Origin of the sequence: Bacillus sp. YC2 (genome assembly GCF_019891195.1) — a bacterium.
Lineage (GTDB): Bacteria > Bacillota > Bacilli > Bacillales > Bacillaceae > Bacillus.
In genome coordinates this window covers 1-22021 of the sequence record NZ_JAHXDO010000016.1, presented here as the reverse complement: position 1 = coordinate 22021, position 22021 = coordinate 1, and the positions used below count along the sequence as shown (strand labels likewise).

The 22021-nt window shown below is 43.7% G+C and carries 37 protein-coding genes; 34 read left to right on the top strand and 3 right to left on the bottom strand.

Going from position 1 to position 22021, the window contains the following annotated elements; genetic code table 11:
* Positions 1-2: 2 nt before the first annotated feature.
* The 30 genes from rpsC to KY305_RS18120 all read left to right on the top strand — a co-directional run bounded on the left by rpsC (position 3) and on the right by KY305_RS18120 (position 16775).
* On the top strand, positions 3-659 hold the full coding sequence (gene rpsC, locus KY305_RS18265; protein ID WP_003328281.1) for a 30S ribosomal protein S3: 657 nt from the start codon (positions 3-5) through the stop codon (positions 657-659).
* A 1-nt stretch (position 660) separates the two neighbouring features.
* Complete coding sequence (gene rplP, locus KY305_RS18260) at positions 661-1095, top strand: 50S ribosomal protein L16 (protein ID WP_003225801.1); 435 nt, start codon at positions 661-663, stop codon at positions 1093-1095.
* The gene (gene rpmC / locus KY305_RS18255; RefSeq protein WP_003156482.1) at positions 1085-1285 is read left to right on the top strand and encodes a 50S ribosomal protein L29; all 201 of its coding nucleotides are present in this window, start codon (positions 1085-1087) and stop codon (positions 1283-1285) included. Before rplP ends, rpmC begins: the two co-directional genes overlap by 11 nt.
* 22 nt (positions 1286-1307) lie before the next feature.
* The gene (gene rpsQ, locus KY305_RS18250; protein ID WP_016935900.1) at positions 1308-1571 is read left to right on the top strand and encodes a 30S ribosomal protein S17; all 264 of its coding nucleotides are present in this window, start codon (positions 1308-1310) and stop codon (positions 1569-1571) included.
* A gap of 40 nt (positions 1572-1611) precedes the next feature.
* The gene (gene rplN, locus KY305_RS18245) at positions 1612-1980 is read left to right on the top strand and encodes a 50S ribosomal protein L14 (RefSeq protein WP_017695830.1); all 369 of its coding nucleotides are present in this window, start codon (positions 1612-1614) and stop codon (positions 1978-1980) included.
* A gap of 36 nt (positions 1981-2016) precedes the next feature.
* Positions 2017-2328, top strand: a complete 312-nt coding sequence (gene rplX / locus KY305_RS18240) for a 50S ribosomal protein L24 (protein ID WP_003156486.1) — start codon at positions 2017-2019, stop codon at positions 2326-2328.
* A 26-nt stretch (positions 2329-2354) separates the two neighbouring features.
* Positions 2355-2894: a 50S ribosomal protein L5 gene (gene rplE / locus KY305_RS18235; protein WP_003156487.1), complete on the top strand. Its 540-nt coding sequence runs from the start codon at positions 2355-2357 to the stop codon at positions 2892-2894.
* A gap of 22 nt (positions 2895-2916) precedes the next feature.
* Entirely contained in the window at positions 2917-3102 is a 186-nt protein-coding gene (gene rpsN / locus KY305_RS18230; protein WP_003156488.1) for a 30S ribosomal protein S14, read from the top strand.
* Positions 3103-3133: 31 nt separating this feature from the next.
* Positions 3134-3532, top strand: a complete 399-nt coding sequence (gene rpsH, locus KY305_RS18225) for a 30S ribosomal protein S8 (RefSeq protein ID WP_003156489.1) — start codon at positions 3134-3136, stop codon at positions 3530-3532.
* 30 nt (positions 3533-3562) lie between these two features.
* Positions 3563-4102: a 50S ribosomal protein L6 gene (rplF, locus tag KY305_RS18220; protein ID WP_214803910.1), complete on the top strand. Its 540-nt coding sequence runs from the start codon at positions 3563-3565 to the stop codon at positions 4100-4102.
* Positions 4103-4135: 33 nt separating this feature from the next.
* The gene (gene rplR, locus KY305_RS18215; RefSeq protein WP_061521279.1) at positions 4136-4498 is read left to right on the top strand and encodes a 50S ribosomal protein L18; all 363 of its coding nucleotides are present in this window, start codon (positions 4136-4138) and stop codon (positions 4496-4498) included.
* Between the two features lie 24 nt (positions 4499-4522).
* A complete protein-coding gene (rpsE, locus tag KY305_RS18210; RefSeq protein ID WP_003328273.1) occupies positions 4523-5023 on the top strand; it encodes a 30S ribosomal protein S5 in 501 nt (166 codons plus the stop codon).
* 13 nt (positions 5024-5036) lie between these two features.
* Entirely contained in the window at positions 5037-5216 is a 180-nt protein-coding gene (gene rpmD, locus KY305_RS18205; RefSeq protein WP_003156497.1) for a 50S ribosomal protein L30, read from the top strand.
* 30 nt (positions 5217-5246) lie between these two features.
* Positions 5247-5687 (top strand): 50S ribosomal protein L15, encoded by a 441-nt coding sequence (gene rplO / locus KY305_RS18200; protein WP_061521278.1) that lies wholly within the window; start codon positions 5247-5249, stop codon positions 5685-5687.
* Between the two features lies 1 nt (position 5688).
* Positions 5689-6984 (top strand): preprotein translocase subunit SecY, encoded by a 1296-nt coding sequence (gene secY, locus KY305_RS18195; RefSeq protein WP_214803912.1) that lies wholly within the window; start codon positions 5689-5691, stop codon positions 6982-6984.
* A gap of 53 nt (positions 6985-7037) precedes the next feature.
* The gene (locus tag KY305_RS18190; RefSeq protein WP_214803914.1) at positions 7038-7691 is read left to right on the top strand and encodes an adenylate kinase; all 654 of its coding nucleotides are present in this window, start codon (positions 7038-7040) and stop codon (positions 7689-7691) included.
* Complete coding sequence (gene map / locus KY305_RS18185) at positions 7688-8434, top strand: type I methionyl aminopeptidase (protein ID WP_223063723.1); 747 nt, start codon at positions 7688-7690, stop codon at positions 8432-8434. The genes KY305_RS18190 and map overlap by 4 nt, the downstream gene beginning before the upstream one ends.
* A 324-nt stretch (positions 8435-8758) precedes the next feature.
* Complete coding sequence (infA, locus tag KY305_RS18180) at positions 8759-8977, top strand: translation initiation factor IF-1 (RefSeq protein ID WP_003156508.1); 219 nt, start codon at positions 8759-8761, stop codon at positions 8975-8977.
* A gap of 33 nt (positions 8978-9010) precedes the next feature.
* Positions 9011-9124: a 50S ribosomal protein L36 gene (gene rpmJ, locus KY305_RS18175; protein ID WP_003156543.1), complete on the top strand. Its 114-nt coding sequence runs from the start codon at positions 9011-9013 to the stop codon at positions 9122-9124.
* Positions 9125-9146: 22 nt separating this feature from the next.
* Positions 9147-9512 (top strand): 30S ribosomal protein S13, encoded by a 366-nt coding sequence (gene rpsM, locus KY305_RS18170; RefSeq protein ID WP_003156545.1) that lies wholly within the window; start codon positions 9147-9149, stop codon positions 9510-9512.
* 20 nt (positions 9513-9532) lie between these two features.
* Positions 9533-9928, top strand: coding sequence for a 30S ribosomal protein S11 (gene rpsK / locus KY305_RS18165; protein ID WP_223063722.1), 396 nt, complete (start codon positions 9533-9535; stop codon positions 9926-9928).
* Positions 9929-10104: 176 nt separating this feature from the next.
* Positions 10105-11049: a DNA-directed RNA polymerase subunit alpha gene (locus tag KY305_RS18160; RefSeq protein WP_003156549.1), complete on the top strand. Its 945-nt coding sequence runs from the start codon at positions 10105-10107 to the stop codon at positions 11047-11049.
* Positions 11050-11125: 76 nt separating this feature from the next.
* On the top strand, positions 11126-11488 hold the full coding sequence (gene rplQ / locus KY305_RS18155) for a 50S ribosomal protein L17 (RefSeq protein WP_003156550.1): 363 nt from the start codon (positions 11126-11128) through the stop codon (positions 11486-11488).
* A gap of 131 nt (positions 11489-11619) precedes the next feature.
* Complete coding sequence (locus KY305_RS18150; RefSeq protein ID WP_223063721.1) at positions 11620-12465, top strand: energy-coupling factor ABC transporter ATP-binding protein; 846 nt, start codon at positions 11620-11622, stop codon at positions 12463-12465.
* Positions 12441-13310: an energy-coupling factor ABC transporter ATP-binding protein gene (locus KY305_RS18145; protein ID WP_223063720.1), complete on the top strand. Its 870-nt coding sequence runs from the start codon at positions 12441-12443 to the stop codon at positions 13308-13310. Before KY305_RS18150 ends, KY305_RS18145 begins: the two co-directional genes overlap by 25 nt.
* Positions 13307-14104, top strand: a complete 798-nt coding sequence (locus tag KY305_RS18140; RefSeq protein WP_223063719.1) for an energy-coupling factor transporter transmembrane component T family protein — start codon at positions 13307-13309, stop codon at positions 14102-14104. The genes KY305_RS18145 and KY305_RS18140 overlap by 4 nt, the downstream gene beginning before the upstream one ends.
* A 12-nt stretch (positions 14105-14116) precedes the next feature.
* Entirely contained in the window at positions 14117-14860 is a 744-nt protein-coding gene (truA, locus tag KY305_RS18135; protein ID WP_223063718.1) for a tRNA pseudouridine(38-40) synthase TruA, read from the top strand.
* A 159-nt stretch (positions 14861-15019) separates the two neighbouring features.
* Positions 15020-15457 (top strand): 50S ribosomal protein L13, encoded by a 438-nt coding sequence (rplM, locus tag KY305_RS18130; RefSeq protein WP_013350824.1) that lies wholly within the window; start codon positions 15020-15022, stop codon positions 15455-15457.
* Positions 15458-15477: 20 nt separating this feature from the next.
* Positions 15478-15870, top strand: coding sequence for a 30S ribosomal protein S9 (rpsI, locus tag KY305_RS18125; RefSeq protein WP_061521269.1), 393 nt, complete (start codon positions 15478-15480; stop codon positions 15868-15870).
* Positions 15871-16007: 137 nt separating this feature from the next.
* Entirely contained in the window at positions 16008-16775 is a 768-nt protein-coding gene (locus KY305_RS18120; RefSeq protein ID WP_223063717.1) for a class I SAM-dependent methyltransferase, read from the top strand.
* Between the two features lie 14 nt (positions 16776-16789).
* On the opposite strand, the gene KY305_RS18115 is transcribed toward KY305_RS18120, so the two are convergent.
* Entirely contained in the window at positions 16790-17263 is a 474-nt protein-coding gene (locus KY305_RS18115; protein ID WP_223063716.1) for a DinB family protein, read from the bottom strand.
* A gap of 130 nt (positions 17264-17393) precedes the next feature.
* Here KY305_RS18115 and KY305_RS18110 point away from each other — a divergent pair, with 130 nt between their 5' ends.
* The 3 genes from KY305_RS18110 (at position 17394) to KY305_RS18100 (ending at position 19749) form a co-directional block, all read left to right on the top strand.
* Positions 17394-17837: a DUF2521 family protein gene (locus KY305_RS18110; RefSeq protein WP_223063715.1), complete on the top strand. Its 444-nt coding sequence runs from the start codon at positions 17394-17396 to the stop codon at positions 17835-17837.
* 60 nt (positions 17838-17897) lie between these two features.
* Positions 17898-18611 (top strand): N-acetylmuramoyl-L-alanine amidase CwlD, encoded by a 714-nt coding sequence (gene cwlD, locus KY305_RS18105; protein ID WP_223063714.1) that lies wholly within the window; start codon positions 17898-17900, stop codon positions 18609-18611.
* A 79-nt stretch (positions 18612-18690) separates the two neighbouring features.
* Positions 18691-19749, top strand: coding sequence for an Mrp/NBP35 family ATP-binding protein (locus tag KY305_RS18100; protein WP_223063713.1), 1059 nt, complete (start codon positions 18691-18693; stop codon positions 19747-19749).
* Positions 19750-19781: 32 nt separating this feature from the next.
* Here KY305_RS18100 and gerD read toward each other — a convergent pair whose 3' ends face one another.
* The gene (gene gerD, locus KY305_RS18095) at positions 19782-20339 is read right to left on the bottom strand and encodes a spore germination lipoprotein GerD (protein ID WP_214803936.1); all 558 of its coding nucleotides are present in this window, start codon (positions 20337-20339) and stop codon (positions 19782-19784) included.
* A 108-nt stretch (positions 20340-20447) separates the two neighbouring features.
* On the opposite strand from gerD, the gene kbaA reads away from it, so the two are divergent.
* On the top strand, positions 20448-21044 hold the full coding sequence (gene kbaA / locus KY305_RS18090) for a KinB-signaling pathway activation protein (protein ID WP_214803938.1): 597 nt from the start codon (positions 20448-20450) through the stop codon (positions 21042-21044).
* Here kbaA and pdaB read toward each other — a convergent pair whose 3' ends face one another.
* On the bottom strand, positions 21045-21809 hold the full coding sequence (pdaB, locus tag KY305_RS18085) for a polysaccharide deacetylase family sporulation protein PdaB (protein WP_223063712.1): 765 nt from the start codon (positions 21807-21809) through the stop codon (positions 21045-21047).
* Positions 21810-22021: the final 212 nt, after the last annotated feature.

Sequence of the window (22021 nt, the reverse complement as noted above, 5' to 3'; positions counted from 1 at the left end):
TAGTGGGTCAAAAGGTAAATCCAGTCGGTCTTCGTATCGGAGTCATTCGTGATTGGGAATCTAAGTGGTACGCTGGTAAAGATTACGCTGACTTCCTGCACGAAGATTTAAAAATTCGTGAATACATTAGCAAACGCCTTTCTGACGCTTCTGTTTCTAAAGTAGAAATCGAGCGTGCAGCAAACCGCGTTAACATTACGATCCACACTGCTAAGCCTGGTATGGTAATCGGTAAAGGCGGATCTGAAGTTGAAGCACTTCGTAAAGCCCTTAACAGCCTTACTGGCAAGCGTGTACACATTAACATTCTTGAAATCAAAAGAGCTGATCTTGATGCTCAGCTAGTAGCTGACAACATCGCTCGTCAACTAGAAAACCGTATTTCTTTCCGCCGTGCGCAGAAACAACAAATCCAACGCACAATGCGTGCTGGAGCACAAGGTGTGAAAACAATGGTTTCCGGACGTCTTGGCGGAGCTGACATCGCTCGTTCTGAATACTACAGTGAAGGAACTGTTCCATTGCACACATTGCGTGCTGACATTGACTATGCAACATCTGAAGCTGACACAACTTACGGTAAGCTCGGTGTAAAAGTCTGGATCTATCGTGGAGAGGTTCTTCCTACTAAGAAGAAAACTGAGGAAGGAGGAAAATAATATGTTATTACCAAAACGCGTTAAATATCGCAGAGAGCATCGCGGGAAAATGCGCGGTCGCGCTAAAGGCGGTACTGAAGTACATTTTGGTGAGTTCGGTATCCAGGCTCTTGAAGCATCTTGGATCACTAACCGCCAAATCGAAGCTGCACGTATTGCGATGACTCGTTACATGAAACGTGGCGGTAAAGTTTGGATTAAAATTTTCCCTTCAAAACCTTACACTGCTAAACCGCTTGAGGTACGGATGGGTTCCGGTAAAGGGGCTCCTGAAGGCTGGGTAGCTGTTGTAAAACCGGGCAAAGTTTTATTTGAAATTTCTGGTGTGTCTGAAGAGGTAGCTCGTGAAGCTCTTCGTCTTGCATCTCACAAATTGCCAATTAAAACGAAGTTCGTAAAACGTGAAGAAATTGGTGGTGAATCAAATGAAAGCTAATGAAATTCGTGACCTTACCACTGCTGAAATTGAACAAAAAGTAAAGTCTCTTAAAGAAGAACTTTTCAATCTTCGCTTTCAATTAGCGACAGGACAACTTGAAAACACTGCTCGCATTCGTGAAGTGCGCAAAGCTATCGCGCGCATGAAAACTGTGATTCGTGAAAGAGAAATTGCTGCTAACAAATAATCACTGAGGGGAGGTCGTGAGCATGAGCGAACGTAACCAACGCAAAGTTTACCAAGGTCGTGTTGTTTCAGACAAAATGGATAAAACCATCACTGTTGTTGTTGAAACATACAAGAAAGACCCTATTTACGGTAAACGCGTAAAATACTCAAAGAAATTAAAAGCACATGATGAAAATAATCAAGCTAAAATCGGAGACATCGTAAAGATCATGGAAACTCGTCCATTATCTGCGACTAAACGTTTTCGTCTAGTAGAAGTTGTCGAAGAAGCTGTTATTATCTAATAAAGTTCGGAATTCTTTTTCCGAAGGGAGGTAACAAAAAATGATTCAACAAGAGACTCGTTTAAAAGTAGCTGACAACTCTGGTGCACGTGAAGTACTGACTATTAAAGTTCTTGGCGGTTCTGGGCGCAAAACGGCTAACATTGGTGATGTAATTGTTTGCACGGTTAAACAAGCAACACCAGGAGGCGTTGTCAAAAAAGGTGAAGTCGTAAAAGCTGTTATCGTTCGCACAAAAAGCGGAGCACGCAGAACTGACGGATCATACATCAGCTTCGATGAGAATGCATGTGTTATCATCCGTGACGACAAGAGCCCGCGTGGAACTCGTATCTTCGGACCGGTTGCTCGTGAATTACGTGAAAACAACTTCATGAAAATTGTTTCTCTAGCTCCAGAAGTTATCTAATGAAATAAATGCCTTAGTCAAGGAGGTGCGATCAGGATGCATGTGAAAAAAGGCGATAAAGTAATGGTTATCTCTGGTAAAGATAAAGGCAAACAAGGTACGATCCTTGCTGCTTTCCCTAAAAAGGACCGCGTTTTAGTTGAAGGTGTGAACATGGTGAAGAAACACTCTAAACCGACTCAAGCAAACCCTCAAGGCGGTATTTCTAATCAAGAGGCGCCAATTCATGTATCAAACGTTATGCCGCTCGATCCTAAAACAGGTGAAGTGACTCGCGTAGGATACAAAGTGGAAGATGGCAAAAAAGTTCGTGTAGCAAAAAAATCTGGGCAAGTCTTAGATAAATAGTATTTAAAGGAAGGGAGGTCTATCTCATGAACCGCCTTAAAGAAAAGTACAATAAAGAAATTTCACCTGCTTTAATGACGAAGTTCAACTACGACTCTGTTATGCAGGTGCCAAAAATCGAAAAAATCGTAATCAACATGGGTGTTGGTGATGCTGTTCAAAACGCGAAAGCAATCGACAGTGCTGTTGAAGAATTAACGTTTATCGCAGGTCAAAAACCTGTCGTTACTCGTGCGAAGAAATCAATTGCTGGATTCCGTCTTCGTGAGGGAATGCCTATCGGTGCGAAAGTAACTCTTCGCGGAGAGCGCATGTATGATTTCCTTGATAAACTTATTTCTGTATCTTTACCGCGTGTGCGTGACTTCCGCGGGATTTCTAAGAAATCTTTCGACGGTCGCGGCAACTACACTCTTGGTATTAAAGAACAGTTAATCTTCCCTGAAATTGACTACGATAAAGTAACAAAGGTTCGCGGAATGGACATCGTTATCGTAACGACTGCTAACTCTGACGAAGAGGCTCGTGAGCTATTAACTCAAGTAGGTATGCCGTTCCAGAAATAATCAATGAAAGGGAGGCGAAATCGTGGCTAAAAAGTCAATGATTGCGAAACAACAACGTACACCAAAGTTTAAAGTGCAAGAGTACACTCGCTGTGAACGCTGCGGACGTCCGCACTCAGTCATTCGTAAATTTAAACTTTGCCGTATTTGTTTCCGTGAGCTTGCATATAAAGGACAAATTCCTGGCGTGAAAAAAGCCAGCTGGTAATCCCCAAGAAAGGGAAGGAGGTAATTATATAATGGTTATGACAGATCCAATTGCAGATATGCTGACTCGTATTCGTAATGCAAACATGGTACGTCATGAGAAGCTTGAAATTCCTGCTTCTAAATTGAAAAGAGAAATTGCTGACATTTTAAAGCGTGAAGGTTTCATTCGTGACGTAGAGTTCGTAGAAGACAGCAAACAAGGCATCATCCGCGTTTTCTTGAAATACGGACAAAACAACGAGCGCGTTATCACTGGTCTTAAAAGAATCAGCAAACCAGGTTTGCGTGTATACGCTAAATCAAATGAAGTACCTCGCGTACTTAACGGTCTTGGAATCGCGATTATTTCTACATCACAAGGTGTTTTAACGGACAAAGAAGCCCGTGCGAAACAAGCTGGTGGAGAAGTACTAGCATATGTTTGGTAAGAAGTTTAACAAGAATGGAGGTGTTTTAGTATGTCTCGTGTAGGTAAGAAACTGCTTGAGATCCCTTCAGAAGTTACAGTAACGCTGAACGCTGGCAACACTGTAGCTGTGAAAGGACCAAAAGGAGAATTAACTCGTACATTCCATCCTGATATGGAAATTAAAATTGAGGACAACGTGCTTACAGTCGCTCGTCCTTCTGATCATAAGGAGCACCGTGCTTTGCATGGTACGACTCGCAGTCTGCTTGGAAACATGGTTGAAGGCGTATCTAAAGGATTTGAAAGAGGTTTGGAATTAGTCGGTGTCGGTTATCGTGCGGCTAAATCCGGTAACAAACTTGTTTTAAACGTTGGATACTCTCACCCGGTTGAAATCGTTCCTGAAGAGGGCATCGAAATCGAAGTTCCTTCTCAAACAAAAGTAGTGGTAAAAGGTACAGACAAAGAACGCGTAGGAGCAATCGCTGCTAACATCCGCGCTGTACGTTCTCCAGAGCCTTACAAAGGTAAAGGAATTCGCTACGAAGGTGAAGTTGTTCGCCGTAAAGAAGGTAAATCTGCTAAGTAAGACCGCTTAAAGTGAAGAAAGGAGTGACCTTAGATGATTACGAAAACTAGCAAAAATGCTGCTCGTCAAAAAAGACATGCTCGTGTTCGTGCTAAACTTTCAGGCACAGCTGAAAGACCTCGTCTGAATGTGTTCCGTTCAAACAAACACATTTATGCTCAAATCATCGATGATGCAAACGGCGTTACACTTGTTAGTGCGTCTACTCTCGATAAAGATTTGAACGTGGAAAGCACTGGAGACAGCGCTGCTGCTGCTAAAGTCGGTGAACTGGTTGCGAAACGCGCTGTTGAAAAAGGCGTTTCTGACGTAGTATTTGACCGCGGCGGATACTTATACCATGGACGTGTAAAAGCTCTGGCCGATGCAGCTCGTGAAGCCGGACTGAAATTTTAATAAAAAAAGGAGGGACACATGATTATGCGTCGTATTGACCCAAGCAAATTAGAGTTAGAAGAACGCTTAGTTACGGTTAACCGCGTAGCGAAAGTTGTTAAAGGTGGTCGTCGTTTCCGTTTCGCAGCTCTAGTCGTTGTCGGTGACAAAAACGGTCACGTAGGTTTCGGTACTGGTAAAGCACAAGAAGTACCTGAAGCAATCCGCAAAGCTGTTGAAGATGCGAAAAAGAATTTGATTGAAGTACCAATGGTTGGAACTACGATTCCACACGAAATCATCGGACGTTTCGGTGCAGGCAATATCTTGTTGAAACCTGCTTCTGAAGGTACTGGAGTTATCGCTGGAGGCCCTGTACGTGCGGTACTTGAGCTTGCTGGCGTAGCTGATATCCTTTCTAAGTCTTTAGGTTCTAACACACCGATCAACATGATCCGTGCAACACTTCAAGGTTTAAGTGAGCTTAAACGTGCAGAAGATGTTGCGAAGCTTCGTGGAAAATCAGTAGAAGAACTGTTAGGATAAGGAGGGAACATTAATGGCTAAATTAGAAATTACCCTCAAACGCAGTGTAATCGGTCGTCCGGAAGATCAGCGCGTTACTGTGAGAACATTAGGTTTAAAGAAAACAAACCAAACTGTTGTTCACGAAGATAACGCTGCGATCCGCGGTATGATTAATAAAGTATCTCATCTAGTTTCTGTTAAAGAACAATAAAAATAAACTATAGGCTAAGGAGGTGTCCTAATGAAACTTCATGAATTAAAGCCTTCAGAAGGTTCACGTAAAACGCGCAATCGCGTAGGTCGTGGTATTGGTTCTGGTAACGGTAAAACAGCTGGTAAAGGTCACAAAGGTCAAAACGCTCGTTCTGGCGGCGGTGTACGCCCAGGATTCGAGGGGGGACAAATGCCTTTATTCCAACGTCTTCCTAAACGCGGTTTTACAAACATCAACCGTAAGGAATACGCTGTAGTGAACGTAGACAAATTGAACGGTTTTGCGGAAGGAACGGAAGTCACTCCTGAACTTCTTCTTGAGACTGGTGTTATTAGCAAACTTAAAGCAGGAGTAAAGATTCTTGGCAACGGTAAATTAGAGAAAAAATTAACTGTAAAAGCCAATAAATTCTCTGCTTCTGCGAAAGAAGCTGTTGAAGCTGCTGGCGGTACAGCTGAGGTGATCTAACTTGTTTAAGACAATCTCCAACTTTATGCGTGTGAGTGATATTCGGAATAAAATCATATTTACATTACTCATGCTTATCGTCTTTCGCATAGGTGCGTTTATCCCTGTGCCTTATGTTAACGCTCAGGCGTTACAGACACAGAGTTCAATGGGAGTTTTTGATCTCCTTAATACATTTGGCGGCGGTGCGCTTTATCAATTCTCCATTTTCGCGATGGGAATTACTCCTTACATCACTTCTTCCATCATCATTCAGCTGCTTCAGATGGATGTGGTGCCGAAGTTTACCGAGTGGTCTAAGCAAGGTGAAGTAGGCCGCCGTAAATTAGCTCAGTTCACGAGATATTTTACAATTGTGCTTGGATTTATCCAGGCGTTGGGTATGTCATACGGGTTTAATAACTTGGCGAACGGTATGCTGATTGAAAAATCCGGCATATCGACATATCTGATTATTGCTTTAGTACTCACTGGCGGAACTGCTTTTTTAATGTGGCTTGGAGAACAAATTACTTCTAATGGAGTAGGTAACGGAATTTCGATCATCATCTTCGCGGGGATTGTGGCTAGTATTCCGAAAACTGTTGGGCAAATTTATGAGACTCAATTTGTCGGCAGCAGCGATCAGCTGTTTATTCATATTGTGAAAATCGCTTTATTGGTGATTGCGATCCTGGCCGTTATTGTTGGAGTTATTTTCATTCAGCAAGCCGTCCGTAAAATCGCTATTCAATATGCAAAAGGCACAGGTCGTTCACCTGCTGGCGGAGGCCAGTCAACACACCTTCCGCTTAAAGTGAATCCGGCAGGGGTTATTCCGGTAATCTTTGCGGTAGCGTTTCTTATAACGCCGCGGACAATCGCGTCATTTTTCGGAACAAACGATGTGACAAAGTGGATTCAAGCCAACTTTGACAACACACATCCGGTGGGTATGACGGTTTATGTCGTCTTAATTATTGCCTTTACGTACTTCTATGCTTTTGTGCAGGTAAATCCTGAACAAATGGCTGATAACCTTAAAAAACAAGGTGGCTATATCCCGGGGGTTCGTCCAGGGAAAATGACTCAAGATAGAATTACGAGCATTTTGTATCGACTTACGTTTGTGGGTTCTATATTCTTAGCCGTGATTTCCATTCTTCCTATCTTTTTCATTCAATTCGCTGGATTGCCTCAAAGTGCACAAATTGGCGGAACATCATTGTTAATTGTCGTCGGGGTAGCCTTGGAGACAATGAAGCAGCTGGAGAGCCAGTTGGTGAAACGTAATTACCGAGGATTTATGAAAAATTAGAGGAACTGGTTTTATCCATTCCTCTAAATAAGAGAGGACGGGGGAAATCCGAAATGAACTTAGTCTTAATGGGACTTCCTGGAGCCGGCAAAGGCACACAGGGAGAACGAATTGTTGAGGATTATGGGATACCTCATATCTCAACAGGAGATATGTTCCGTGCTGCTATGAAAGAAGAAACGCCACTCGGACTCGAAGCAAAATCTTATATTGATAAGGGAGAGCTCGTACCTGACGAAGTCACAATCGGCATTGTCAAAGAAAGACTTGGCAAAGATGATTGTGAAAGAGGTTTTCTTCTGGACGGATTTCCGCGAACAGTCGCTCAAGCTGAAGCTCTTGAAGCAATTCTTGAGGAATACGGCAAACCGATTGATTATGTCATTAACATTAAAGTAGATAAAGACTCTTTAATGGAACGTTTGACTGGACGCAGAATTTGCAGTGTTTGCGGCACAACCTATCATTTAGTTTTTAATCCGCCGAAAACGCCGGGTATTTGTGATAAAGACGGAGGAGACCTTTATCAACGGGCAGATGATAATGAGGAAACCGTCTCAAAACGGCTTGAGGTCAACATGAAGCAAACTCAGCCTTTACTCGATTTCTATTCTGAGAAAGGGTATCTTGTCAACGTCAATGGCCAGCAGGACATCAAAGACGTTTACAAAGATGTGAAGGAGCTTCTTGGAGGATTGAGCAAATGATTATCTGTAAGACCCCTCGCGAGCTTGGTATCATGCGGGAAGCAGGGCGAATCGTGGCTTTGACTCATGAAGAGATGAAAAAGCACATTAAACCAGGAATCTCGACAAAAGAATTGGATCAAATTGCCGAACGTTTTATTCAGAAGCAGGGTGCAATCCCATCTTTTAAGGGGTATAATGGGTTTCGCGGGAGCATCTGTGTATCAGTTAATGAAGAACTCGTTCACGGAATTCCCGGTAAACGGGTTTTGCGTGACGGTGATATTATCAGTATTGATATCGGTGCTAAATTAAATGGTTATCATGGTGACTCTGCTTGGACTTATCCGGTAGGAAACATCAGTGATGATGATAAACGACTGCTGGAAGTGACAGAGGAGTCTTTATATAAAGGCTTGAGGGAAGCAAAACCAGGTGAACGTTTGTCGAATATTTCCCACGCAATACAAACGTATGTCGAAAATGAGCAGTTTTCAGTTGTTAGGGAGTATGTCGGACATGGTGTTGGTCAAGACTTGCATGAGGATCCGCAAATTCCTCATTACGGTCCGCCAAACAAAGGACCTAGGCTGAAGCCTGGTATGGTTCTCGCTATAGAACCGATGGTTAACGCTGGCAGCCGTTATGTGAAAACATTGGCTGATAACTGGACGGTTGTAACGGTAGATGGGAAAAAGTGTGCTCATTTTGAACACACGATTGCGATTACGGAAACGGGTTTTGATATACTGACAAAAGTCTAGGTGATGAAAGGATTTCCGTGACACATGTTTTTCTCTCCGCACCGGGGCAGATTGTACGTTTACAATTGGTCGGAAGAAAAACCAGCTAGCTGCTGTCATTGGAATGAGTATTCATCGCATGTACTAATAGCAGACGGAGAAAAGCGTACATTTCATTCTCCTTAGAAAACGAATATCAATCATTAACCCTTTATGATTGCGTATCTCCGGAAGTTCAGAACAGTATAAACGAAACAGGGCGTGTGACAAACGGATAACTGAGATTTTCTCTTTTGAAATTTGTCAGAGAGCAAGTTACTGATTTGAAGAAGGGAGAACACTTGAATGGCGAAAGACGATGTAATTGAAGTGGAAGGTACGATAGTCGAAACGTTGCCGAACGCGATGTTCAAAGTTGAACTTGAAAACGGCCATACGGTTTTGGCTCACGTATCTGGTAAAATCCGCATGCACTTCATTCGCATTTTACCTGGAGACAAAGTTACGGTAGAATTATCTCCATATGACTTAACTCGTGGCAGGATTACGTACCGTTACAAATAAAGCACTCCGGAAACTGAAGGAGGTTGGAAACACATGAAAGTGAGACCATCAGTTAAACCAATCTGCGAAAAATGTAAAGTTATTCGCAGAAAAGGCAAAGTAATGGTGATCTGTGAAAATCCAAAGCATAAACAAAAACAAGGATAATTAATAAGGAGGTGCCCAGAGAATGGCTCGTATTGCTGGTGTAGATATCCCACGTGACAAACGTGTTGTTATTTCTTTAACATATGTCTTCGGAATTGGCCGCACAACGGCTCAGCAAGTCTTGAAAGAGGCTGGTGTTTCAGAAGATACTCGTGTGCGTGATCTTACTGAAGAAGAACTTGGTAAAATCCGTGATGTTATTGACAAACTGAAAGTAGAAGGTGACCTTCGCCGTGAAGTTTCTCTTAACATTAAGCGTCTGATCGAAATCGGAAGCTACCGCGGAATCCGTCATCGTCGCGGCTTACCTGTTCGCGGACAAAACTCTAAAAACAACGCGCGTACTCGTAAAGGTCCGCGTCGTACTGTAGCTAACAAGAAAAAATAAGTAAGGGAGGTACCTAAACAATGGCTGCTGCTCGTAAACAAAACACGCGTAAACGCCGCGTGAAAAAGAATATTGAGGCTGGAATTGCTCATATTCGTTCAACTTTCAACAACACGATCGTTACGATCACTGATACTCATGGTAATGCTATTTCTTGGTCAAGTGCCGGTGCTCTAGGATTCAGAGGTTCTCGTAAATCTACTCCTTTCGCTGCGCAAATGGCTGCTGAAACTGCTGCTAAAGGTTCAATCGAACACGGACTTAAAACTCTTGAAGTAACTGTTAAAGGACCAGGTTCTGGCCGTGAAGCTGCAATCCGCGCTCTACAAGCTGCCGGACTTGAAGTTACAGCTATCAGAGACGTAACTCCTGTTCCTCATAATGGATGCCGTCCACCTAAACGTCGCCGCGTGTAATTTGTTTGTATAGATTTTGTGTCCCTGTCAATAATGGGTTATGATACAGTTATTTATGAAACGAATGCACCGACTCGTTGCCTGAGCACATACGGGACTAAACAATGGGGAATTTCGGATGGAATCTCATATGATTCTATTCGAGGTTTCGACGTTTTGAAGGAGGGTTTTAAGTAATGATCGAGATTGAAAAACCAAAAATCGAAACGGTTGAAATCAGCGACGATGCCAAATTTGGTAAGTTTGTCGTAGAGCCGCTTGAGCGTGGATATGGTACAACTCTGGGTAACTCCTTACGTCGTATCCTCTTATCCTCACTCCCTGGTGCCGCTGTAACATCGATCCAGATAGATGGTGTACTGCACGAATTCTCGACAATCGAAGGCGTTGTGGAAGATGTTACAACGATTATCTTGCACATTAAAAAGCTTGCATTGAAAATCTACTCTGATGAAGAGAAGACGCTTGAAATTGATGTACAGGGCGAAGGAACTGTAACAGCAGCTGATATTACACACGATAGTGATGTTGAAATCCTGAATCCGGATCTTCATATCGCGACTCTTGGTGAGAATGCGAGTTTCCGAGTTCGCCTTACCGCTCAAAGAGGACGTGGGTATACGCCTGCTGATTCAAACAAAAGAGACGATCAGCCAATCGGCGTGATTCCGATCGATTCAATCTTTACGCCAGTTTCTCGTTTATCTTATCAAGTAGAAAACACTCGTGTAGGCCAGGTTGCAAACTATGACAAACTTACACTTGATGTTTGGACTGACGGAAGCACTGGACCGAAGGAAGCAATTGCACTCGGTTCAAAGATTTTAACTGAACACCTTAATATATTCGTTGGTTTAACTGACGAAGCTCAGCATGCTGAAATCATGGTTGAAAAAGAAGAGGATCAAAAAGAAAAAGTTCTTGAAATGACGATTGAGGAACTCGATCTTTCTGTCCGTTCTTACAACTGCTTGAAGCGTGCGGGCATTAACACGGTTCAAGAACTTGCGAACAAGACGGAAGAAGATATGATGAAAGTTCGCAACCTGGGACGCAAATCACTTGAAGAAGTGAAAGCGAAACTAGAAGAACTTGGACTCGGCCTTCGCAAAGACGATTGACTAGTTTCCATGTGAACTAGGATTTTCGTGTGTTTTTTATTTAGAAACAGCATTCCATTAAAGGAGGGGACATCACATGTCATACAGAAAACTAGGACGTACGAGTTCACAGCGTAAAGCTATGCTTCGTGATCTTACAACAGATTTGATCATCAACGAAAGAATTGAAACAACTGAAACACGTGCGAAAGAACTTCGCTCTGTTGTTGAAAAGATGATCACTCTTGGTAAGCGCGGTGACTTGCATGCTCGTCGTCAAGCAGCTGCATACATTCGCAACGAGGTTGCTAATGAAGAAAATAACCAAGATGCACTTCAAAAATTATTCTCTGACATTGCAACTCGTTATGAGGAGCGCCAAGGCGGATACACACGTATTATGAAGCTTGGTCCTCGCCGTGGTGACGGTGCACCAATGGCAATCATCGAATTGGTTTAATCACATATTTTTGTGTATCTAAAGAAGGGCGGGACAGTTTCTAACTGGATCTATGCCCTTTTTTTAGATACAACAACTTTTTATAAAGAGATAGAAAAGCAGAGCTATAGCTGAGAGGAGGTCAGGCACCCATGGATCAAAAACAGCTCATATCAGTAAAGGACATCATATTCCGCTACCGCAAAGACGCAGAAAGGCCGGCGCTTGACGGTGTATCTTTGCAGGTATATGAAGGAGAATGGCTTGCCATCGTAGGTCATAACGGTTCAGGTAAATCGACACTGGCCCGGGCGCTGAACGGCTTGATTCTGCCTGAGGCAGGAGACATCCAGGTCGGCGGCATCAAACTGACGGAGGATTCCGTATGGGATGTCCGAAAAAAGATAGGGATGGTCTTTCAAAATCCCGATAACCAATTTGTCGGAACAACGGTTCGCGATGATGTGGCTTTTGGTTTAGAAAACAATGGTGTCCCGCGGGAAGAAATGATTGAGAGAGTAGACTGGGCAGTCAAACAAGTAAATATGCAGGATTTTCTTGATCAAGAGCCGCACCATCTCTCCGGAGGCCAAAAACAAAGAGTTGCGATCGCGGGAGTTATTGCTGCGCGTCCTGATATTGTGATCTTGGATGAAGCGACATCAATGCTTGACCCGGTTGGGAGAGAAGAAGTCCTTGATACTGTAAGGAGCTTAAAGGATCAGGGCATGGCCACTGTCATTTCGATTACACACGACCTGAATGAAGCCGCAAAGGCGGACAGAATCATTGTTATGAATGGCGGCAGAAAGTATGCCGAGGGCTCGCCTGAAGAGATTTTTCAATTAAATGAAGACTTGGTTCGAATCGGTCTTGATTTGCCTTTCTCATTCCAGCTCAGCCTGCTTTTGAAAGAAAGCGGACTGGCTTTGAAAGAAAACCATCTGACTCAGGAAGGGCTGGTGAATGAGCTGTGGACATTAAAATCAAAGATGTAGAACATCGCTACCAAATCAAGACGCCGTTTGAACGTCTTGCTCTGTATGATATCAATGCTGTGATCAAAGAGGGCAGCTATGTTGCCGTCATCGGCCATACAGGGTCAGGTAAATCAACGCTTCTGCAGCATTTAAACGGTTTGCTGAGACCTACAAAAGGACAGCTGGAGCTTGGCGGAACGACTCTGGAAGCCGGTAAAAAGAATAAAGATCTTAAGGCCTTGCGGAAAAAAGTCGGAATCGTTTTCCAATTCCCCGAACATCAGCTGTTTGAGGAAACCGTGCTGAAGGATATCTCGTTCGGCCCTATTAATTTCGGGGTCAAAAAAGAGGCGGCTGAACGGAAGGCAAAAGAGATGCTGCAGCTTGTGGGTCTTCCTGCTGAGATCTTGGATCGGTCTCCGTTTGAATTGAGCGGAGGGCAGATGCGCAGAGTGGCGATCGCCGGCGTTCTCGCGATGGAACCGGAAGTTCTGGTTTTGGACGAGCCGACGGCAGGTCTTGATCCGAGAGGGCGCCAGGAGATTATGGACATGTTTTATGAGCTTCATCAGCGAGGCAATCTGACAACCGTCCTCGTTACCCATAGTATGGAGGACGCGGCCCGCTACGCTGACGAGATGATCGTCATGCATAAAGGAACCATTAAAGCGACGGGAAGTCCGCGTGATTTGTTTGCCAATGATGAAGAAATGGCTGAGATGGGTCTGGATCTCCCGGAAACGATCAAATTTCAGAGACGGCTGGAGGCCTCGCTGGGAATAGCATTTAAGGAGCCCATGCTGACGCTTCAAGATGCTGCTGCTGAAATTAAGGCTCTCTTTCAGGAGGAAAAAGACCAATGATGGATAGCATGATTATCGGTAAGTATGTTCCCGGATCATCGCTTATTCACCGCCTGGATCCGAGAACAAAACTTGTCAGCATTTTTCTGTTTGTATGTATCGTTTTCTTGGCAAATAATGTGCAGACCTATGCCTTGCTTGGTTTATTTACTTTCGGAGTTATCGCTTTAACACGTGTGCCGTTCGGATTTTTGCTGAAGGGGCTTAAACCGATTATCTGGATTGTGGCGTTTACGTTTTTACTGCATATTTTCATGACGCATGAAGGGCCTGTGCTTGTTCAGTTTGGCTGGTTTAAAGTATATGAGGGAGGACTTGTTCAGGGGATCTTTATTTCTCTCCGTTTTGTTTACCTCATTTTCATGACTACGCTGCTGACGTTAACAACGACGCCGATCGAAATCACTGACGGTATGGAACGGCTGCTGAACCCTTTTAAAAAGGTAAAGCTTCCCGTTCACGAGCTCGCTCTGATGATGTCGATTTCATTGCGGTTTATCCCGACGCTGATGGAAGAAACAGATAAGATCATGAAGGCGCAAATGGCGAGGGGAGCAGACTTTACCAGCGGTCCTGTGAAAGACAGGATAAAAGCGGTTGTTCCGCTGCTCGTCCCACTTTTTGTCAGCGCCTTTAAACGCGCGGAAGAGCTCGCGGTTGCCATGGAGGCGAGAGGATATCAGGGCGGCGAAGGACGAACGAAATACAGAAAGCTTGTCTGGAGCGGAAAGGATACCGGAGCGATCCTGATCCTTATTGTATTAGCCGCTTTATTGTTTTTCTTAAGAAGTTAGAGGTGCTGCTGTATGAGAATGAAATGTACCATTGCTTATGACGGTCATTTATTTAACGGATATCAGATTCAGCCCGGAAAACGGACCGTTCAGAATGAACTCGAAAAGGCGCTGGCCGTCATTCACAAATCAGAAGACAGAGTGCCTGTTGTCTCGTCAGGGCGGACGGACAGCGATGTTCACGCAGCAGGACAGGTCATTCATTTTGATACGCCGCTGTCTATTCCGGCTGAGAAATGGCCGTTTGCGCTGAATGCACTGCTTCCTGATGATATTGCCGTCAAAACAGCAGAAATTACGGATGATGGGTTCCATGCACGATTTAGCGCAGTCCAAAAGGAATATCGCTACTTTGTATATACGGAGAAACACCCGGACGTATTTAAACGGCATTACGCTTACCATTTTGCATATCAGCTCAATGTGCAGAAAATGAGAGAGGCTTCGGGCTATCTCATAGGAACACATGATTTTACAAGCTTTTGCGCGGCTGACACTGCGGTTCAGGATAAAGTCAGGACAATTTATGAGCTGGACTGGACCGAAACGGAGGACGGCCTGCAAATGAGGATCGCGGGAAACGGGTTTCTCTATAATATGGTCAGAATTATTGCCGGAACTTTACTGGAAACAGGAGCTGGGAAATTTTCTCCTGAGGATGTAAAAGCGATGCTGGAAGCGAAGAATCGTGAAGCCGCAGGGCGCACCGCACCGGGACACGGGCTGTATTTATGGAGCGTTTGCTATGACAACTAAACCAGGTGTAACATTTTCTTGACAGAGTCTGCATAAAGTTATAAGATATCATATGGTATGTATTTCAACCCCACGATAAGCCCCGGAACTTATTGTGTTGTGAAATAGAACGTAACAGAAGTTTATGAAAAAATGACAGATCATTTAGGAGGGAATTAAATGCGTACAACACCTATGGCTAACGCAAGTACTATTGAACGCAAGTGGTTAGTTGTTGATGCAGCAGGCAAGACTTTAGGACGTCTTTCTACAGAAGTTGCATCTATCCTTCGCGGAAAACACAAACCGACTTACACACCGCACGTTGATACTGGAGATCATGTGATCATCATCAACGCTGAAAAAATCGAGTTAACTGGTAAAAAGTTAACTGATAAAATCTACTACCGTCACACTATGCACCCAGGCGGTCTGAAATCAAGAACTGCTCTTGAAATGCGTACAAACTACCCTGAGAAAATGCTTGAGCTTGCTATCAAAGGCATGCTTCCAAAAGGTTCTCTAGGTCGTCAAATGTTCAAGAAATTGAACGTATACCGTGGTTCTGAGCATCCACACCAAGCACAACAGCCTGAAGTTTACGAACTTCGCGGTTAATTAAAAGGGAGGTTACCAATTTGGCACAGGTTCAATATTACGGTACTGGCCGTCGTAAAAGCTCTGTAGCGCGTGTTCGCTTAGTTCCAGGAGAAGGCCGTATCGTCGTTAATAATCGTGAAATCACTGATTTCATTCCATCTGAAGCATTAATCGAAGATATTAAACAACCGTTAACACTTACTGAAACAGCTGGAAGCTATGATGTTTTAGTAAACGTTAAAGGCGGCGGCTTCGCCGGACAATCTGGCGCTATCCGTCACGGTATCGCTCGTGCGCTTCTTGAAGCAGATCCGGAGTACCGTTTGACGCTTAAACGCGCTGGACTTCTTACTCGTGATTCAAGAATGAAAGAACGTAAAAAATACGGTCTTAAAGGCGCTCGTCGCGCACCTCAATTCTCAAAACGTTAATCGTTTTGGAATCAAAAGCCACAACTTCATTGTTGTGGCTTTTTTGTATATTTTTTTCATTTGTTAAAGGGTATTCAACGTTCTTCTAGAATTGTTTGTTATACCCTATTCATTAAGAGTAAGGAGCGCAGTTATAAATGAATAAGTTAGTCATACATAACAGCAAGGCATGGGATAAAAAAGTGGAATTGGGCAATGAATGGACGGTTGCTGTTGACTCACGTATTATTGAAAATGCAAAAAAGGGCAATTGGAGCATCAGAATGACTCCCGGAAAGGATGTTCCGAGGGAGTGGTTCCCTTCTCCAGATGGTTTGAAAGTTCTTTGTCTCGCTTCAGGAGGAGGACAGCAAGGCCCGGTGCTGGCTGCTGCGGGAGCTGATGTCACCGTATTCGATAATTCGGAAAAACAGCTTGCACAGGACAGGAAGGTCGCTGAGCGGGAGGGGCTGACTCTCCGGACTGTGAAAGGCAGCATGAATGATCTTAGCTGTTTTGATGATGAGACATTTGATTTTATCGTGCATCCGGTATCAAATTGCTTTATTGATGATATCCTTCCTGTCTGGAAAGAAGCCTATCGTGTGCTGAAAAAAGGCGGCACTTTGGTTTCCGGATTTGTGAATCCTGTCGTGTTTTTATTCGATATGGATCTGGAGCAGGAAGGTGTGTTAAAAGTAAAGTATTCCATTCCATTTGCTGACGAAAAGGATTTAACAGAGGAAAAGGTAAAGGAACTTATTGAAAATAAAGAAGCGCTTGAATTCGGACATTCGTTAGAAGATCAAATAAAGGGCCAAATTGATGCGGGCTTCATGGTTTCCGGATTTTATGAGGACAAGGGCGGTTTTGTATTGGATGAATACATTAATACGTATTCCGTGACAAGAAGCATAAAGTTATAAAAAACAGCATCCCTTCAGAGATGCTGTTTTTTTGCGGCTTTCTGACGCGGGCGGCTGATCACATTAGCTGAAACCGGCTCTATCCCGATTTCTCTGGCCCAAACCGACAGCTGTCCCATATGGTGAATTTCATGCGCAAGAATGTGGCGGAGAATATCTTCTTTAGAAAAGGTTTGGTTCATCCAACCCGGCTTAACGAGATCAACTCCTCTGCCGGAGACTGCATCAATGACATCCTCCCGATATTGTTCAGAAAGCTTTCTGAGATCCTCAATGCTTGTAAAATCAGAATCAACGGGTAAAACATCATCTTTACCTAAAATTGCACGCGCCCAGCTGAGCTCGACGTCGATGATATGAAACAAGGTCCGCAAGATGCTCCCCATTCCGCCTGTCCGCGGTTTCGTCAGCTCTTCTAGGCTCAGCTTCTCACATACCCTAAACCACTCATCCCGCACCGTCCAATTGTATTGAAACAGCTTTTTCATAACCATCACCTCTGCTCTTTATTCTTTTATTTATCATGAAACTCCTTCATTTGGGAGCATTTCCACTATCAACAAAGCATGCTTTTTCCTTTTTACTTCAAAATAACAGTAAAAAGGAGCGTGCATGGCAATGGCAGAGGTATTATCTTTTTTAGATGTGAAACGGCAGAAGGATTTTGAGTTTGAGAAGAATTTACTCAAGGAACTTTCCCTTACAAAAATTATCCAATCCGTTAAAGCGTGTCTGACCCCGTTATTTCCCTTTCTGCAGGACGAAAAAGGAATTCTGAGTGAGGGATGCATTGATTTTGCGATTGAAGCGTATTTATTAGGCGGCCGATTCGGCGTCTTCGGTTATTATGGGGAGTCTATGCAAAGGGCTAATGCCCGGTCCGCAAAGGAAGAAGAAGAATTGAGTTTCGACTTTTTTGAATATCTTTGCAGTTGGACGCATGAACAGTACTCATCCATTGAACAAAGGGAGATATACGAAGCGTCATGCCGATTTATTAAAAGCTGGTGGACGGAAGGATTTCTGGAAAGAGAAAAACAATGTAAGCTCCGCATGAGGTAATCATAATTTCTGCCCCTGTCCCATATTTATTAATAACGGGGACAAGCGGGAGGGAAAGGTATGAGAAAAAAGCTGAAATGGCTCGGTTTTTTACTTGGCTTTATCATATTATTGTTTTTATTTCGATTTCAATTTCATAATGATGATTCCTGGAGGCCGTGGAGCCTGCCGCTGAGCGGGAAAATCATTTATCTTGATCCGGGACACGGCGGACCGGATGGAGGCGCGGTGGGAGGAAATAAGCTGGAAAAGGATATTACGCTGGAGGTGGCATCAAGGGTAAGGGACTATTTGCAGGAACAGGGTGCACTGGTCGTGATGACGAGAGAAACTGATACAGACTTAGCCCCTGAAGGAATGAAAGGGTACAGCAGACGCAAAGCGGAAGATCTGAGAAAACGCGTAGAACTCATCAACCATTCAGAGGCAGAGCTTTACGTCAGCATTCATCTAAATGCTATACCGTCGCCGAAATGGAGCGGAGCGCAAAGTTTTTACTATGGAAAATACGAAGAAAATGAAAAAGTGGCAAAATATATCCAAGACGAGCTGAGAATCAATTTGGAGAATACGACAAGGAAGGCCAAACGGATACACGGCATTTATCTAATGCAAAATGTGACAAAGCCGGGAGCGCTCGTGGAGGTCGGATTTTTATCCAATCCTGGAGAAGCCAAGAAGCTCGGCCAGCCTAAATACCAGGATAAAATCGCATCCTCTGTGTATAAAGGCGTATTGAGATACTTTACAGAGAAAGGAGACCCTCCGGAGTAAGGAGGGTTTTTCGCCGATTCTGCATTTAATATATGGTATAATACCATTTGTAAACGAATACACAAAGGGTGAGGGTTCGATGATAAGAGAAGATGAAGTAAGAAATCTAGTCGGAAAAATGCGCGAACCTTTTCTTCATAGACCTCTGGGAGAATTGGATGCTGTTAAGGAAGTAAAGGTAAAGCAGGAAAAACGGCACGTCAGTGTGAAAGTCGCATTGGCTAAAACGGGGACGGCTGAACAAATGAATATTCAGCAGGAAATCGTGTCCGTTCTTAAAGAAGCGGGAGCAGAAACTGTCGGACTTCGGTTTGAAGAATTGCCGCAGGAAATATTGGCGAAATTCAGCCAGCCGGCAGCTGAAAGCAAAACTCTGCTGAATAGAGACCATCCGCCGGTCTTTCTTGCGGTAGCGAGCGGAAAAGGCGGTGTCGGCAAATCCACCGTATCTGTCAACTTGGCAATTTCTCTTGCGCGGCTCGGCAAAAAAGTCGGATTGATTGATGCTGATATATATGGCTTCAGTGTGCCTGATATGATGGGCATCACGGTTCGTCCGACAGTGGAAGGAGAAAAACTTCTCCCTGTCGAAAGGTTTGGAGTAAAGGTTATGTCGATGGGATTTTTCGTGGAAGAAAACGCCCCGGTTGTCTGGAGAGGCCCGATGCTCGGCAAGATGCTGAACAATTTCTTTCATGAGGTTGATTGGGGAGACGCAGATTATATCGTTCTTGACTTGCCTCCTGGCACGGGAGATGTTGCGCTGGACGTTCATACGATGCTTCCTAGCTGTAAGGAGATTATCGTATCAACGCCGCATCCTACAGCTGCATTTGTAGCAGCCAGAGCAGGTTCAATGGCAATCAAAACGGATCACGAAGTTGTAGGGGTCATTGAAAATATGGCGTACTACGAAAGTGCAAAAACCGGTGAAAAAGAATATGTCTTTGGCCAAGGCGGAGGAGATAAGCTGGCGGAGGAATTGAATGTGCCGCTGCTCGGCCGAATTCCGTTAAAACAGCCTGATTGGGATAAAGACCAGTTTGCACCGTCTGTGTATGACAGAAGCCACCCGATCGGCGACATTTATATGGGCATCGCTCAGAAAGTGATTGAAAAAACAGCTGCTGATCAGTAAAAAGGGGACCGGGATCATGTGGTCCCGGTCTTTTATTGGCTTTCTTTTCCAGAGCTTGAAGCTGCTTTTTTCAATTCATCTTCGAATTGTTTTTTGAAAAGCGGGCTGGAAAGGGTCTCTGTGATGACTTCTTCTAAATAGCTGCGGAATTTTTGGCTTTTAGCCAGTTCGTTGTATTTTTTGTCCATTCCGGGGTCTTGCATGATCTGCATGAAACTTTTCTGGTAATCGGGATCCTTCATCAGTTTTTTGATAATTTTTTCATGCTCAGGCTGCAATGTTTTAGCAAAGCTTTCCGCAAATTTTGAGTCTTCAAAGATGGTTTTCCAAAACTCTGCGCCTTTTTTAGAGGTGAGGGTTTTCTCTATTGTACTTTTGATTGCATTCTGATCAATCACCAATGCCTCATTCATCGCATCATCATTCAATATTTCCTTAATTGCTTTTTTTCCATCATCAGTTTTTAATATATCGACAACCATTTTTTTAGTTTGGTCATAATCCATATCCGCTGCTTGGTCTTTTGGAGCACAAGCTGTTACAGATAACACAACAAAACAGCTTATCAATAGCGTTTTGGCTTTTGACATGCATAAGCTCCTTTCCATACTTGTTCTTACTTTTAATATGATTCATCGGAATGGATTTATACATAACAAAATATCGCTGAACGCGATTGTCAGGGGGATGAATAAGAGATGAAAAGCCGCGGGCTCGTTCGATTTTTCTTTTCGATTTTAGCTGTTGGCGCTCTTATTACAAGCGTCGTGGGATTTGCGCTGAAATGGGGAGAATATAAGGGGTTCTTTTTGAATTTTGAAGCCGGTCAGATTTTCTCCGTTCTGATTTGGTTTATTGGAGTGGGGATGATCTTTAGTGTGATCAGCCAAATGGGTTTCTTCGTATTTTTAACGGTGCACCGTTTCGCATTGGAGATCCTAAGGTCAAGCTCGCTATGGAACTTGCTTCAGCTGTTCATCATTCTGTTTGTTGCTTTTGATTTAATGTATGTCAGATTTTTATTTTTCGGCGAGCGGGATGATTCGATTGCAGGATTCGTATGGCTGCCGCTGGCGCTGCTTGCGGTTGGTTTAATGACGGCGTATATAAAACAAAAGCAGTCCTCGAAAAATACATTTGTTTCATCATTGTTTTTAATGGTGGTCATTACGGCGCTTGAATGGGTTCCTGCTTTAAGAGTGAATAATGAGGACTGGCTCTATTTAATGCTGATTCCGCTGATGGGCTGCAATGCATTCCAATTATTAATGCTCCCGAAGTTTGCCCGGAGGTAGCTATTTCACCTCTGAAGATTTGACGTCGGTATTTGCGATAAGATTACCGACTGTCACATTTTTTAATCCCTTTTCCTTTAACTCGCGGATAATAGCGGGTAATGCTTCTTCCGTTTGTGTCGCGGAATCAGAGGCGTGCAGGAGAACGATGTCGCCGCCTTTTATTTTGCTGTTTACATTTTCAATGATTTTATCAGGGCCGGGATTCGTCCAGTCCTGCGAGTTAATGCTGTAATGAACAACTGTATAACGGTACTGCTGAGCAATGGTGAGGACTTTTTTATTAAATTGTCCGGTAGGCGGGCGCAATAAGTGCACGTCTTTTACTCCTAATTTTTTAAAAGCTGTCTGAGCGCGGAGGATATCTCTTTTTATTTCCTGATCCTCTAAATTGACATAGTTCTTATACGCATATCCCATGCTTCCGATTTGATGCCCGTCTTTTATAATGCGTTCTACAGTATCAGGATGCCGTTCCGCCCAAGATGCCGACAGAAAAAAAGTGGCGTTTTTAATGCCGTTTGCTTTTAATGCGTTTAAAATCGGGACGGCCTTCTCGTCACCCCAGCTTATATCAAATGTAAGTGCGACTTCGCGGGCTGTTGTTTCGCCTTTAGAAATCGCCTTCGGACCGTTAGCAGTTAAAAATACGGGAAGAGGGACGGCTCGCTGTATATAAAAAAAGCTGGCTGCTGCAAATGCGGCGATGACAATAATGAGTAACTGTTTGATCCGTTTAATATGCCACACATAGAAGTGGTTCACTGATGACGCCTCCTTATCTTGTCCATGCTTGCTTACATCGTATGTAGCTGTACTGATGAATATAACGATTTACGGCTTTTAAAAAAAATGAAGAAAAAATACTTGCTTTATAAAGAGAAAGCATGGTATATTATTATTCGTCGCTGATGAACAGCTGACAACAAAATGCTTCAAAAACAACATGAAAAAAGTTGTTGACATAAAAGAAGCAA